The organism is Kosakonia quasisacchari (assembly GCF_004331415.1).
GTDB lineage: Bacteria > Pseudomonadota > Gammaproteobacteria > Enterobacterales > Enterobacteriaceae > Kosakonia > Kosakonia quasisacchari.
The window spans coordinates 46,609-59,967 of record NZ_SJOP01000016.1 but is presented as its reverse complement, the minus strand read 5'-3'; the positions used below and the strand labels follow the sequence as shown (position 1 = coordinate 59,967).

Below are 13,359 nucleotides of genomic sequence, written 5' to 3'. Positions count from 1 at the left end.
TGTTGATGTATACAGTATAGGATGTTTGTACAGTAGGCGGAAGAGGTGACGGTGTAACTCTTTGTCACAATCCTGATTGTTTAACGCGCCAGCCAGCCACCATCGACGGCAAGGGTGTAACCATTGATATAATCCGCCGCTCTGGAGGCCAGAAACACCGCCGCGCCTTTCAGATCTTCTGGTTCTCCCCAGCGCCCGGCCGGGATACGGTCAAGGATTTCCTGGCTGCGTTCCGCATCTTCCCGCAATTGCTGGGTGTTATTTGTCGCCATATAGCCTGGTGCGATCGCGTTAACGTTAATCTGATGTGCTGCCCATTCGTTTGCCAGTAAACGCGTCAGCCCCATGACGCCGCTCTTGGACGCCGTATATGAAGGTACACGAATGCCACCCTGGTACGAGAGCATCGAAGCGATATTGATGATTTTCCCGCCATTACCCTGGGCAATAAATTGCCGAGCCACCGCCTGAGAGAGAAAAAAGACCGTTTTCAGGTTCAGGTTCATCACGTCATCCCAGTCTTGTTCACTGAAATCAATGGCATCGCAGCGGCGAATCGTGCCCGCGTTATTCACCAAAATATTGATGTGCCCAAATGTCGCAACGGCTTGCTTAACCACCTCATCAAGACCGTGCTGGTGGCGAAGGTCGGCCTGAATAGCATGGAAACGGCGTCCTAACGCCTGCACGCGGGAGGCGGTTTCCTGCGGCACTTTGCGGCCAACACCGACAATATCGCAGCCCGCTTCTGCAAGCCCTAATGCCATTCCCTGACCCAGCCCGGTGTCACATCCGGTGACGATAGCCACTTTACCCGCAAGCTTAAAGGCTTCCAGTATCATATTTACTCCGGCGTTATAAATTGTTGTCATGGGCATCTGCGCCTGAAGATCAGGATAGAAGGCGGGCAAAGAAAACACAAATAAAAATGAAATGACGTTTCAAAATTGAGAGGTGATGGGGTGATCTGTATCACCCCACAGGAGAACTAGCCGTGAAGATGCGTGAGAGTGAGTTGCTCGAGGCTTTCTAGTTTCACGTTAGCAAGCACGTAACGCGGGTCCGCGCGATGTTCGGCATCCGGCACAACGATGGAACGCATCCGCGCGGCTTTGCTGGCAATCATGCCGTTAACCGAATCTTCCAGCGCCACACAGGTGAGCGGGTCTACGCCCAGTTTTGCCGCGCAGTCCAGATAAACCTGCGGGTGCGGCTTGCTGTAGGGCAACTTTTCCGCTGAGGCGAGTGCGTCGAAACTGTCGCGCAGATCGAACATGGTCAGCACTTTTTCCAGCATATGCAGCGGTGATGCGGATGCCAGCCCAACCGCCAGCCCGCTGCTTTTACACAGCGCGATGGCTTCACGCACGCCCGGCAACAATGGACGCTCTTCTTCAACCAGTGAGATGGCGTGCTGAATGATTCTGTCGGTGACTTCCTGACGGCTCGGACCATTCCAGGGCTGCTGGGCATACCACAACTCAACCACCATATCGATGCGCAGGCCAAGTGTATCCGGTAACTCATTGCGCCTTGAAATGTCGACCCCAAGGCTTGCGACAACGTCCAGTTCGGCGCGATCCCAGAGCGGTTCTGAGTCAATCAGTAATCCATCCATATCAAAAATGGCAGCAAGAATTTGTCGCGGGGCAGACATAACACCTCTCTATTAACGGATTTCGCAGGGATAAAACCGAAATTATGGTTAAGCATTCATCATACTGCCTTTAAAGATCAGGCGAAAATAGTTATCAGCAGGTAGACTAAGGCGCAAACAGTGCGTCACTTACAAGGGGAATCCATGACGTATCAACAAGCTGGACGCATCGCTGTGCTGAAACGCGTTCTGGGTTGGGTGATTTTTATTCCAGCCGTCATTTCGACAATTATTTCTGTACTGAAGTTTATGTACGATCACAGCGAAAAACAGCCGGGTATCAATGCTGTGATGCTTGATTTTGCCCATGTAATCATTGAGATGATGCGTTTTAACACGCCATTCCTGAATCTTTTTTGGTACAACTCACCAACGCCAGATTTCCACCAAAGCCTGAACATCATGTTCTGGATTATCTATGTGCTGATCTTTGTCGGGCTGGCGCTGCAGGCGTCCGGTGCGCGCATGAGCCGCCAGGCACGTTTTCTGCGTGAAGGTGTGGAAAATCAGATGATCCTGGAGAAAGCCAAAGGCCCGGAAGGGTTAACGCGTGAGCAGATTGAAGCACGCATTGTAGTGCCGCATCACACTATCTTTCTGCAAATTTTTCCGCTTTATGTATTGCCAGTGATGATTATTGTTGCAGGCTATTTCTTCTTTACACTGCTCGGTTTCCTGTAATCCCCAAACCCGAGGTGTTGCGCCCCGGGTCTGAGAACCACATTCACGCCGCCAGCACGCGATCCAGCGCTTTTTGTGCATTCAGCAGATGCTCGCCACCGAACAGAATTGCCCGGTTAAACAAGGTGTAAAGCTGGTAAAGGGGTTGGCGATCAAGGAAATCGGAGGGAAGCGGGGAGATGGACTGGTAACCGTCATAGATTTGCGGCGGCTGGTCCGGGTGCAGTGGCAGCATCGCCAGATCGCACTCTCGGTCGCCCCAGTAGCAAGCCGGGTCGTAGATGTAAGGGCCGTCAGGCCCAAGTGCACAGTTGGCAGACCAAAGATCGCCATGCAATAGCGAGGGTTGCGGTTGGTGAGAACTCAACCGCTGCTGAACGTGCTCGACAATCGCATCAATGTTGCCAAACTCCAGCCCTCTTTCCGCCGCCAGTTCTAACTGCCAGCCAATGCGTTGCTCAGCAAAAAACGTTGACCAGCGGCGCTGCCAGGCGTTGGGCTGCGGCGTGGTGGAAAGATCGTTGTCGAAATCGAGGCCAAACTGCGGCTGATCGCTCCATTGGTGCAGGCGCGCTAACTGCTGCCCCAGCAAGAACGCGCTGTGCGCATCAAGCGGGCGGGCAGGAAGATACTCCATGACCAGAAAACTGTAGTCGCGGTCGCTTCCCACAGCCCAAACCGCTGGCACACGCACGGTATTACTGCGTGCCAGCAGGGCGAGCTGATCGGCTTCAGCCGTAAAAATGGGGAGTAATGCGCGATCATCACACTTCACGAAGAGATCGCGACCGGCGTAGCGTACGTGCCACGCAGCATGGATTTCACCGCCAGGCAATTCGTCGCGCTGTTCAATTTCGCCTTCACCCAGTTGTTCGCTTAACAGACCACTTATCGCTTGCCACATGATGTCTCTCCCATGTTATCAGCCCGATCATAAGGTTAGCGCACTACAGCTGTTGAAAAATCCGACTTAACGCACGCCCGACATACGCAACGGTGGAATGGCACTTAATGTTCCTGTTTCTGGAACGCTTCCCAGGTGGTGACAGTGATTTCCGTCTCTTCGTCCACGGCGCTTTCAGCAAGCCCGCTTGCCAGCGCATGAACATCCTTCTCACTTAGCGCGCTGATAAAACCGAAGGTATTGGTGCCAAGATCGTGTACGTTGCCGTTATCATCCGCCATCGTGAGGAGAAAGCCGGCACGTGTAAAGTGGTTATTGATCTCGTTGATGTCTGTCAGCGTTTGGTCATGAAATTTGACCTCAACTACGTAGCGGGTGATGCCATCGCTGCCCATCTTTCACCTCGTTGTTATCTTAACGTTTTTTTTAGCATAGACGGCGAGGGACATTTGTCGACCATCGCAGGGGATATTTGATATTTCCCCTTCCAGCCGGAAGGGGAGGTATGTCAGGCATGGCACAAATAGTCGTAGATTTTTTGCGTGTCTTCCCGCGCGCACAAGCGCGTACCCTGGTTGATGGTGGCTGCACTCCCGGCGGCGACGCCGAAACGTACCATGTCGTCAAAAGGTGCATCTTGTGCAAGTTTAAGCGTCATTGCGCCCACCATGCTGTCGCCCGCGCCCACCGTACTTTGGCTTTTCATCGGCGGCGGTACGACCTGAACACAATTATCGCCATCCACACCCAATGCACCCTGCGGTCCAAGGGAGACAACCACGCGCAGCGCTTTGCCTGTTTGAACGATCTCTTGTGCGGCTTTGCGCACATCATCAGGCTGGGTGAGCTCTCTGCCGACCAGGGCGCTCAGCTCCTTCTGGTTGGGTTTCACCAACTCAATATTGCCAATTGCGAGCGCTGCGGTTAGTGCTTCGCCCGAGCTATCGACAATGCAGCGAATCCCCTGTTTTTGCGCGGCTTTAATTAACTGCGTGAGCTTTTCAACCTGGACTCCAGGTGGCAGGCTGCCGCTTATCACCAAAATCGCGCCACGTTCAATGGTCAAGACTTTCTTTTCTATCTGGCGAAACTCGTCTTCATTCAGCGCGGCACCGGGCATGACAAACCGGTATTGCTCACCGCTGGACTCAACGTGAACGTGCAGATTCTGTCGCGTCCAGTCTTGTGTGGCTACGGTTACGGTCGGTACGTTTTCATCTGCCAGCAATGCGATGAGATGCTCGCCCGTTGCGCCGCCGGTTGGAAATATTGCCGTTGCTTTACCGCCCAGATGTGCAATCGCGCGCGCAACGTTGATGCCACCGCCGCCAGGCTCAAAAACGGGTGCCGTGCAGCGCAGTTTACCTTCTGGATAAATTTGCGGCGTCAGTGTCGCACTATCAAGCGAAGGCGCCAGCGTAAGAGTGTATACAGCTGTCATGATAACCTCCTTTTTCTCAGATTGATGTAAGCCTGGCACTGTTCAGGTAGAAGGGAAAGGAATTAAGGGCATGATTTCAAAATGATATTGATTTTATACGCAGCGGTGATTAATAACCGTTTTTGTTGTTTTGAGATCCCTCTTATTCAAAAAATCAAATAAGATTTCATTGATATGTTTAAGCGGCCTTTTTATAATTTGTTACCTTTCTTTGGACCGTTGATCATTGATCCTAATGAAAGTTTCCGGGACCGTATCGGTCTCTTTTTTTGCTGTACGGACTCTAAATAAATGAAGCTTTTAAAGACAGTACCCGTGCTTGTGATGGCGGCGGGTGTGTTTGTATCAGTGCACGCGTTTGCAGATGATACCGTTTTTACTGTCATGGATGATCCCTCTACCGCTAAAGCGCCGTTTGAAGGCAGCGTAAACGGTGGTTATCTGGCTCAGTCCGGCAATACAAAGAGTTCCTCTTTGACTGCTGATTCCACCTTGACCTGGTACGGCGATACAACCGCCTGGTCTTTGTGGGGTAACGCCAGCAATACATCGTCAAATGATGTTCGTTCGTCTGAAAAATACGCAGTAGGTGGTCGTAGCCGTTATAACATGACGGATTACGATTACCTGTTTGGCCAGGCGAGCTGGTTAACTGATCGCTATAACGGCTATAGCGATCGCGATGTACTAACTGCTGGTTACGGTCGTCAGTTCCTGAATGGCCCGGTTCACAGCCTGCGTTTTGAATTCGGTCCTGGTGTTCGTTATGACAAGTACACCGACGGCGATACTAAAACGACCGGGCTCGGTTATGCCTCCGGCACCTACACCTGGCAGATGACCGATACCACGAAATTCACCCAGGGTGTTTCCGTATTTGGTGCGGATGATACTACCGTGAACTCAGAAACAGCGTTGAACGTAGCGATTAACGCGCACTTTGCGTTGAAAGTCGCGTATAACCTGACCTGGAACTCCCAGCCACCATCGACTGCGCCGGATCATACCGATCGTAGAACAGTGGTAACGTTAGGCTATAAAATGTAATTTGTTGGGCCGAAAATATCGGCCCATTTTTTATTTGTTAATTTGTGCTCTTTTCATTCCATCATTCCATTCTCAATTTTGTTTAAGTATTCTTTTCTCTTCATAATTTCCTCACAATTAATATTTGGGTTACATATTCAGTTTATTTGACACGAATGGATAAATAAATTGACTGTGCAAAAATGTGATCCAGATCTACACTAACAGCACGGGCAAAAAAACGCCCAGCCAGTAATGTAGTTATTCAAGAATGAGAATTTAATTATGAAAAAAATCAAAACCGCTGCGGTCGCCGTCGTGCTTTCTGCACTCTCTTTTGGCGTTTTCGCGGCTCAGCCTGCATCAACGGCCAGCCAGACTAACACTACCATCACCAACATTGAAGCGGGTTCTAATATGGTTCCTGTGTCTCAATCAACTCAGGGCTCAAATGACAATGCGTTTAACGCGCATACCCTGGTTGCGGGTGAGTGGAATTAAATACATTCTGAGTTAATTCATTAACTTTGAAAAAACCGGATTAAGTCGTACCGGTTTTTTGTATTTGTATTCAATGGTAATGACACGCAATGAAGTTATTTATTTGCGGGCGAAAAATGGCTTTGTTATTAAGTGCTGTTATTAAACTTTGTGAAAATACAGTGTTAGTTGCGAAGAAGTGCCAGAATATTTTCTGCCGACTGGTTAGCAACTTTTAGCACTGCATCCTGGCTCTGTTGTAATATCTGCGCTTTTGCCATCTTGCTGACTTCCAGCGCGTAATCCGCATCTTCAATGCGGCTCTTCGCCGCTTGTGTTGCAACGTTTTGTTGTGCCAGTACTGATTTATTCGATTCGAAACGATTGATATACGCGCCATATTGCGCACGAAAGGCGCTTACTTTATCGAGCGCTCTATCAAGCGCACCCATTGCAACACTAGCTGGGGCCGCCGTTTGCAAGGATGTCGCGTTTAAACCCAGGGACTTCACGTCTGTCGGTGTGGTTGGTATGGTTACAGATTGGATATCACCACCAACGTTCGCGCTGGTTACGACCTCCCACGGGCGACTCTGCTTCGGCGGTTCCGCCGGGGTTATCGTTGGCTTTGGCAGGATACCCCAAGTTAAATTGCTGGTAAAAGAACCACTGCCAACAACCATCACCACCAAATCTTCAGTCACGTTATCAATCTTTACGCGCTCCAGCCGGTTTGAACCGTTGCTACCGTCATTGTAGGCGTTGCCCGGTTCGTAACGATCGCCATCGCCACTGTAAGCGATAGCCATACCGTTGTAATTCTGCGTCTCGCTGCCGTTTAGTGCCCACGACGTTCCCCCTTCAATCAGTAAAGAATCGTCGTAGGTTGCACCATGCGCAAAACCATTGGCTTCGGTGAGCACACGGCTGGTCGCTTTCGCTGAATCCGTTATACCGCGGCTTTTCCATGTATAGTCCGGTGCTGCGCCGTTAATCGGTGTGCCGGCCAGATGCTTGCCGTCGCGAGTGAATAACTGAATGTCATCATCCAGGCCCAGCGAATCAATAGTAATAGCAATATTCGTCGAACCGGCAGGAATATAGGCCAGCGAGACAATGCCTGAGCTGAAAGAATAATTGGTTCCCTGAACCGGAAACTTTACGTTTAGCGGTGGCACGTCACCAATCAGCTCCGGCGGCAATTCCGGTGAATCAGTAGCCAACGGGTAGCGTCCAAAAATCTCTGTACCTTCCGAGATTGACTGAATATTGTTAAGAATATTTTGATATTCGTTCTGAATGCTTTGCCGGTCATTCTCAGAGAGGGTGCTATTTCCGGACTGTATGGCAAGGCTTTTTGCTCGAATCAAAAGTTCGCTAACAGTGCTCAAGTTGCCATCCGCGGTCTGCGCCATACTGATCGCATCATCAAGACCGCGGGACACTACGGTATCCGCATTGGCGTTGGAGCGCATGCGGTTAGCGATAGCCTGTCCGGCAGCATCATCCTTCGCGCCATTAATGCGTAACCCTGATGACAGACGTTCAATGCTTTCTTGTAGCGTAGAGGTCGTTTTTTTTCGGGCGGTGAGGTTCAGCCCGATAAACTCATTATGATTGATTGCCTGCATTACCGTCGTTAATTCATTCAGATCACTAATGAATTAATCATCGGCAAAGGGGTGAGTAACTTTAAGGTAAATTCGCAGGTAAATTTAACTTTGTGCAAATGACTGAAAATGGGTGACGTGCAGAAAAAGGCTGCTTGCGTCTCCCCTTCATGCTGTCAGGAGAAAGATCCTGTGTACAGATACTGGTAACAATATGCTTTACTGACTCTTTTTACAGGCGCAAGCCGCTTTTTTCGTGAGGCTCTCTGAAGAGAGATAGCTTATCAAAACCATCGCTACCGGAGGTGAAATGGGGAAGTCAAAAGACGAGGCGTTATATGAAGAAATGTGCCGTGTAGTGGGGAAAGTCGTGCTGGAAATGCGCGACCTTGGGCAAGAACCAAAGCATATTGTCATTGCCGGGGTGGTCAGAACCATGTTGGCAAATAAGAAAATTAAACGATCCGAGCTAACACAAGAAGCGATGGAAACCGTGATCCAGGCTTTGGGTTACAACGCCTGAACAGCATGCCGGATATGATAAAAAGGCACGCGTCTTGCGTGCCTTTCTGAATAATCGTGGCTTTTAAAAGAAGACGGCGTTACCCACGCCGTTTCTTGTAACGGCCCGGAAGGGCGCGGGACGATTTCATGCTGTGGTGTTTATAAAACGAAAAAACAATGATCGCGACAAGCGCGAAAATAATAATAATGGGGTAAAGGATTACCATTTTTTATCAGTAAGTTAGGTATGAATGAGTAGCCAAATAAACGGCTTGAGATACCGTTATGTCAATATCGTGTTAAAAAATCGGATAATCCTCAGGTTGAATGGTTGTTTTTGAAACGTTTTTCCATGGAGAATCTTGAATCTGCAATAAAGCAGCACTATTGAGCTGTGTCACACTAATCCTTCCAACCCACTTCGCAAATGTGTACTATTGCCGGGTACTTAACAGCGGCAGGTAAGGGTATCAGGTAGTGGGTAATCGCTACACTGTACAGATTCCGCAGAGTGAAGCGAGAAAACTTACCGTCGCAGCTGTTATATTTTTGATCTCTCATTTTGTATGTGCTCTTTCGTGTGGGGCACCACTGCAAATTAAGGAAATGAAATGCCTGTAATTACTCTTCCTGATGGCAGTCAACGCCATTACGACCACGCTGTAAGCCCAATGGATGTTGCGCTGGATATCGGTCCAGGACTGGCGAAAGCCTGTATCGCTGGTCGTGTCAACGGTGAACTGGTAGATGCATGCGATGTGATTGACAGCGATGCTAACCTTGCCATCATCACCGCAAAAGATGAGGACGGCCTGGAAATCATTCGTCACTCTTGTGCGCACCTTTTAGGCCATGCGATTAAGCAACTTTGGCCCAACACCAAAATGGCTATTGGTCCGGTTATTGATAACGGTTTTTACTATGACGTTGATCTTGACCATACGCTGACCCAGGAAGATATCGACGCGCTCGAAAAGCGTATGCATGAGCTCGCCGAAACAAACTACGATGTCATCAAGCAGAAAGTAAGCTGGAAAGAGGCGCGCGAGACGTTTGTTAAACGCGGTGAAAGCTATAAAGTGTCGATCCTTGATGAAAATATTGCCCATGATGACAAGCCAGGCTTGTATCATCATCAGGAATATGTCGACATGTGCCGTGGTCCGCACGTGCCGAATATGCGTTTCTGCCATCACTTCAAATTAATGAAAACAGCAGGTGCCTACTGGCGCGGTGACAGCAATAATAAAATGCTGCAGCGTATCTATGGCACCGCGTGGGCGGATAAAAAAGCGCTGAACGCTTATCTGCAACGTCTGGAAGAAGCGGCAAAACGCGATCACCGTAAAATCGGTAAACAGCTCGATCTGTATCACATGCAGGAAGAAGCGCCGGGTATGGTGTTCTGGCATAACGATGGCTGGACTATCTTCCGTGAACTGGAAACTTTCGTACGTTCTAAACTGAAAGAGTACCAGTATCAGGAAGTGAAAGGCCCGTTCATGATGGACCGTGTGCTGTGGGAAAAAACTGGCCACTGGGACAACTATAAAGATGCCATGTTTACGACTTCTTCTGAGAACCGTGAATATTGCATCAAACCGATGAACTGCCCGGGTCATGTACAGATCTTTAATCAGGGCTTAAAATCTTACCGCGACCTGCCGTTACGTATGGCGGAGTTCGGTAGTTGCCATCGTAACGAGCCATCAGGCGCTCTGCATGGCTTAATGCGTGTACGCGGCTTCACTCAGGATGACGCGCATATCTTCTGTACAGAAGAGCAGGTGCGTGATGAAGTGAACGCTTGTATTCGTTTGGTCTACGATATGTACAGCACCTTTGGCTTCGAGAAGATCGTCGTCAAACTCTCCACTCGTCCGGAAAAACGTATTGGCAGTGACGAGATGTGGGATCGTGCTGAGGCGGACCTGGCTGTGGCGCTGGAAGAGAATAATATCCCGTTTGAGTATCAACTGGGTGAAGGCGCATTCTACGGTCCGAAAATTGAATTTACACTGTATGACTGCCTCGATCGTGCATGGCAGTGCGGTACTGTCCAGCTGGACTTCTCCTTGCCGTCTCGTCTGAATGCCTCTTATGTTGGCGAAAGTAACGAGCGGCAAGTTCCAGTAATGATTCACCGTGCAATTCTTGGTTCTCTGGAGCGCTTTATCGGCATCCTGACAGAAGAATTTGCGGGCTTCTTCCCAACCTGGCTTGCGCCAGTGCAGGTAGTTGTGATGAACATCACTGATTCACAGGCTGAATACGTTAACGAATTGACCCGTAAACTGCAAAATGCGGGCATTCGTGTAAAAGCAGACTTGAGAAACGAGAAGATTGGCTTTAAAATCCGCGAGCACACTTTACGTCGTGTCCCTTATATGCTGGTTTGTGGTGACAAAGAGGTTGAAGCCGGCAAAGTTGCTGTGCGTACCCGTCGCGGTAAAGACTTGGGTAGCCTGGACGTAAATGATGTTATCGAGAAGCTGCAACAAGAGATTCGCAGCCGCAGTCTTCAACAACTGGAGGAATAAGGTATTAAAGGCGGAAAACGAGTTCAAACGGCGCGTCCCAATCGTATTAATGGCGAGATTCGCGCCACGGAAGTTCGCTTAACAGGTCTGGAAGGCGAGCAGCTTGGTATTGTGAGTCTCAGAGAAGCTCTGGAAAAAGCTGAAGAAGCCGGGGTCGATTTAGTCGAAATTAGCCCTAACGCCGAGCCGCCCGTTTGCCGTATAATGGATTACGGCAAGTTCCTCTATGAAAAGAGCAAATCTTCTAAGGAACAGAAGAAGAAGCAAAAAGTTATTCAGGTTAAGGAAATTAAATTCCGACCTGGTACAGATGAAGGCGACTATCAGGTAAAACTCCGCAGCCTGATTCGCTTTCTCGAAGAGGGCGATAAGGCCAAAATCACACTGCGTTTCCGCGGTCGTGAAATGGCCCACCAACAGATCGGTATGGAAGTGCTTAATCGCGTGAAAGAAGATCTGGTTGAACTGGCAGTGGTCGAATCCTTCCCAACGAAGATCGAAGGCCGTCAGATGATTATGGTGCTTGCTCCGAAGAAGAAACAGTAAGGCCATCAAGTAATTAGACCTGTGGGCCACAAGCTCACGGGTTTAATTCGCCTTTGTTTCGTTTATTAACAATGCGAAGTGGAAGTTAAAAAATGCCAAAAATTAAGACCGTACGCGGTGCTGCTAAGCGCTTCAAAAAAACCGGTAAAGGTGGTTTTAAGCACAAGCACGCTAACCTGCGTCATATTCTGACCAAAAAAGCTACCAAGCGTAAACGTCACCTGCGTCCGAAAGCCATGGTTTCTAAAGGCGATCTGGGCCTGGTAATCGCGTGCCTGCCGTACGCATAAGTCGTTAACCTTTTAACTTTTTTAAGAATATAGATACAGGAGAGAGCATATGGCTCGCGTAAAACGTGGTGTGATTGCACGTGCACGACATAAGAAAATTTTGAAACAAGCTAAAGGTTACTACGGCGCGCGTTCACGCGTTTACCGTGTTGCCTTCCAGGCTGTTATCAAAGCAGGTCAGTACGCTTATCGTGACCGTCGTCAGAAAAAGCGTCAGTTCCGTCAACTGTGGATTGCACGTATCAACGCAGCAGCACGTCAGAACGGTATTTCTTACAGCAAATTCATCAATGGCCTGAAAAAAGCCTCTGTTGAAATCGACCGTAAGATCCTGGCTGACATCGCAGTATTCGACAAAGTGGCATTTACTGCCCTGGTTGAAAAAGCGAAAGCAGCTCTGGCGTAAGCCAGTTTAAGAGAGGGAGCTTTGCTCCCTCTTTTGCTTTAACATTATCAATACATTGACATTTTGCCGTGATGCGTTTTCAATAAGCCATCGCCGCCACTTACCCTGTTAAGGTAACGCAAGCATGAATGCTGCTATTTTCCGCTTCTTTTTTTACTTTAGCACCTGAACCCGGGAGGCTAGCGCGTGAAAGAAGAAACGGAAAACAGCGCCAGAAAGCCTCCCTTGTGGAGGCTTTTTTTGTATCTGCCGCTTGTAAATATCGTCATATAACGAGGAAAACCATGTCACATCTCGCAGAGCTGGTTGCCAGTGCGAAGGCAGCCATTAACGATGCTTCAGATGTCGCCGCGCTGGACAACGTACGCGTCGAATACCTGGGCAAGAAAGGGCACCTGACCCTTCAGATGACCACCCTGCGTGAGCTGCCGCCAGAAGAGCGCCCGGCTGCGGGGGCGGTGATCAACGAAGCGAAAGAGCAAGTGCAGCAAGCGCTGAACGCGCGTAAATCCGATCTTGAAAATGCGGCTTTAAATGCACGCTTGGCAGCGGAAACTATTGATGTGTCGCTGCCGGGGCGTCGTGTGGAGAATGGCGGTTTACATCCGGTGACTCGCACTATCGACCGCATCGAAAGCTTCTTCGGTGAGCTTGGCTTTACTGTCGCCACCGGTCCGGAAATCGAAGATGATTATCATAACTTCGATGCGTTGAACATCCCGGGCCACCACCCGGCGCGCGCTGATCACGACACCTTCTGGTTTGACGCAACCCGTTTGCTGCGCACCCAGACTTCAGGCGTGCAGATCCGCACGATGGAAAATCAGCAGCCACCGATCCGCATTATTGCCCCGGGCCGAGTGTATCGTAACGACTACGACCAGACGCACACTCCGATGTTCCATCAGATGGAAGGGTTGATTGTTGATAAAAATATCAGCTTCACCAATCTGAAAGGCACGCTGCACGACTTCCTGCGTAACTTCTTTGAAGAAGATTTGCAGATCCGTTTCCGCCCGTCCTATTTCCCGTTTACTGAGCCCTCTGCGGAAGTCGATGTAATGGGTAAGAACGGCAAATGGCTGGAAGTGCTCGGCTGTGGGATGGTGCATCCGAATGTACTGCGTAACGTCGGTATTGATCCAGAAGTGTATTCAGGTTTTGCATTCGGTATGGGTATGGAGCGCCTGACTATGCTGCGTTACGGTGTCACCGACTTGCGCGCGTTCTTCGAAAACGATTTGCGTTTCCTCAAACAGTTTAAATAAAGGCAG

Annotated in this window: 16 protein-coding genes and 1 other annotated feature; of the genes, 10 read left to right on the top strand and 6 right to left on the bottom strand. The window is 49.6% G+C overall.

Annotated features, from left to right (window positions below; all coding sequences use genetic code 11):
* Positions 1 to 80: 80 nt before the first annotated feature.
* Together kduD and hxpB are read right to left on the bottom strand one after the other, a co-directional pair.
* Entirely contained in the window at positions 81 to 842 is a 762-nt protein-coding gene (kduD, locus tag E0L21_RS17040; RefSeq protein WP_131411657.1) for a 2-dehydro-3-deoxy-D-gluconate 5-dehydrogenase KduD, read from the bottom strand.
* 146 nt (positions 843 to 988) lie between these two features.
* Positions 989 to 1,657 carry a hexitol phosphatase HxpB gene (gene hxpB, locus E0L21_RS17035; protein WP_131411541.1) on the bottom strand — a complete coding sequence of 223 codons (669 nt, stop codon included), beginning with the start codon at positions 1,655 to 1,657 and terminating at the stop codon, positions 989 to 991.
* Positions 1,658 to 1,801: 144 nt separating this feature from the next.
* On the opposite strand from hxpB, the gene E0L21_RS17030 reads away from it, so the two are divergent.
* Positions 1,802 to 2,338 carry a YniB family protein gene (locus tag E0L21_RS17030; RefSeq protein WP_131411539.1) on the top strand — a complete coding sequence of 179 codons (537 nt, stop codon included), beginning with the start codon at positions 1,802 to 1,804 and terminating at the stop codon, positions 2,336 to 2,338.
* Between the two features lie 43 nt (positions 2,339 to 2,381).
* On the opposite strand, the gene E0L21_RS17025 is transcribed toward E0L21_RS17030, so the two are convergent.
* From E0L21_RS17025 to pfkB, 3 genes are all read right to left on the bottom strand, one after another.
* Positions 2,382 to 3,242 (bottom strand): fructosamine kinase family protein, encoded by an 861-nt coding sequence (locus E0L21_RS17025; RefSeq protein ID WP_131411537.1) that lies wholly within the window; start codon positions 3,240 to 3,242, stop codon positions 2,382 to 2,384.
* Between the two features lie 104 nt (positions 3,243 to 3,346).
* Positions 3,347 to 3,637, bottom strand: a complete 291-nt coding sequence (gene ghoS / locus E0L21_RS17020; protein WP_017456546.1) for a type V toxin-antitoxin system endoribonuclease antitoxin GhoS — start codon at positions 3,635 to 3,637, stop codon at positions 3,347 to 3,349.
* 113 nt (positions 3,638 to 3,750) lie between these two features.
* The gene (pfkB, locus tag E0L21_RS17015; protein WP_131411535.1) at positions 3,751 to 4,683 is read right to left on the bottom strand and encodes a 6-phosphofructokinase II; all 933 of its coding nucleotides are present in this window, start codon (positions 4,681 to 4,683) and stop codon (positions 3,751 to 3,753) included.
* A gap of 291 nt (positions 4,684 to 4,974) precedes the next feature.
* Between pfkB and E0L21_RS17010 the strand changes: the two genes are divergently transcribed.
* On the top strand, positions 4,975 to 5,730 hold the full coding sequence (locus E0L21_RS17010) for a DUF481 domain-containing protein (RefSeq protein WP_131411533.1): 756 nt from the start codon (positions 4,975 to 4,977) through the stop codon (positions 5,728 to 5,730).
* Between the two features lie 264 nt (positions 5,731 to 5,994).
* Positions 5,995 to 6,210: a YdgH/BhsA/McbA family protein gene (locus E0L21_RS17005; protein ID WP_131411531.1), complete on the top strand. Its 216-nt coding sequence runs from the start codon at positions 5,995 to 5,997 to the stop codon at positions 6,208 to 6,210.
* A gap of 164 nt (positions 6,211 to 6,374) precedes the next feature.
* Here the strand turns inward: E0L21_RS17005 and E0L21_RS17000 are convergent, their stop codons facing one another.
* A complete protein-coding gene (locus E0L21_RS17000) occupies positions 6,375 to 7,820 on the bottom strand; it encodes a flagellin N-terminal helical domain-containing protein (protein ID WP_131411529.1) in 1,446 nt (481 codons plus the stop codon).
* A 289-nt stretch (positions 7,821 to 8,109) separates the two neighbouring features.
* Here E0L21_RS17000 and fumD point away from each other — a divergent pair, with 289 nt between their 5' ends.
* The 7 genes from fumD to pheS all read left to right on the top strand — a co-directional run bounded on the left by fumD (position 8,110) and on the right by pheS (position 13,353).
* Positions 8,110 to 8,322 (top strand): fumarate hydratase FumD, encoded by a 213-nt coding sequence (fumD, locus tag E0L21_RS16995; RefSeq protein WP_131411527.1) that lies wholly within the window; start codon positions 8,110 to 8,112, stop codon positions 8,320 to 8,322.
* 592 nt (positions 8,323 to 8,914) lie between these two features.
* On the top strand, positions 8,915 to 10,843 hold the full coding sequence (gene thrS / locus E0L21_RS16990; protein ID WP_131411525.1) for a threonine--tRNA ligase: 1,929 nt from the start codon (positions 8,915 to 8,917) through the stop codon (positions 10,841 to 10,843).
* Positions 10,844 to 10,846: 3 nt separating this feature from the next.
* Entirely contained in the window at positions 10,847 to 11,389 is a 543-nt protein-coding gene (infC, locus tag E0L21_RS16985) for a translation initiation factor IF-3 (protein ID WP_071908164.1), read from the top strand.
* A 92-nt stretch (positions 11,390 to 11,481) separates the two neighbouring features.
* Positions 11,482 to 11,679 carry a 50S ribosomal protein L35 gene (gene rpmI / locus E0L21_RS16980; RefSeq protein WP_001124225.1) on the top strand — a complete coding sequence of 66 codons (198 nt, stop codon included), beginning with the start codon at positions 11,482 to 11,484 and terminating at the stop codon, positions 11,677 to 11,679.
* A gap of 49 nt (positions 11,680 to 11,728) precedes the next feature.
* Entirely contained in the window at positions 11,729 to 12,085 is a 357-nt protein-coding gene (gene rplT / locus E0L21_RS16975) for a 50S ribosomal protein L20 (protein ID WP_013366084.1), read from the top strand.
* Positions 12,086 to 12,204: 119 nt separating this feature from the next.
* Positions 12,205 to 12,329 (top strand) — a sequence feature (Phe leader region).
* A complete protein-coding gene (pheM, locus tag E0L21_RS25030; protein WP_001386830.1) occupies positions 12,210 to 12,254 on the top strand; it encodes a pheST operon leader peptide PheM in 45 nt (14 codons plus the stop codon). It overlaps the preceding feature by 45 nt.
* Before the next feature lie 40 nt (positions 12,330 to 12,369).
* Positions 12,370 to 13,353 carry a phenylalanine--tRNA ligase subunit alpha gene (pheS, locus tag E0L21_RS16970; protein ID WP_007374647.1) on the top strand — a complete coding sequence of 328 codons (984 nt, stop codon included), beginning with the start codon at positions 12,370 to 12,372 and terminating at the stop codon, positions 13,351 to 13,353.
* The last annotated feature ends 6 nt before the right edge of the window (positions 13,354 to 13,359 follow it).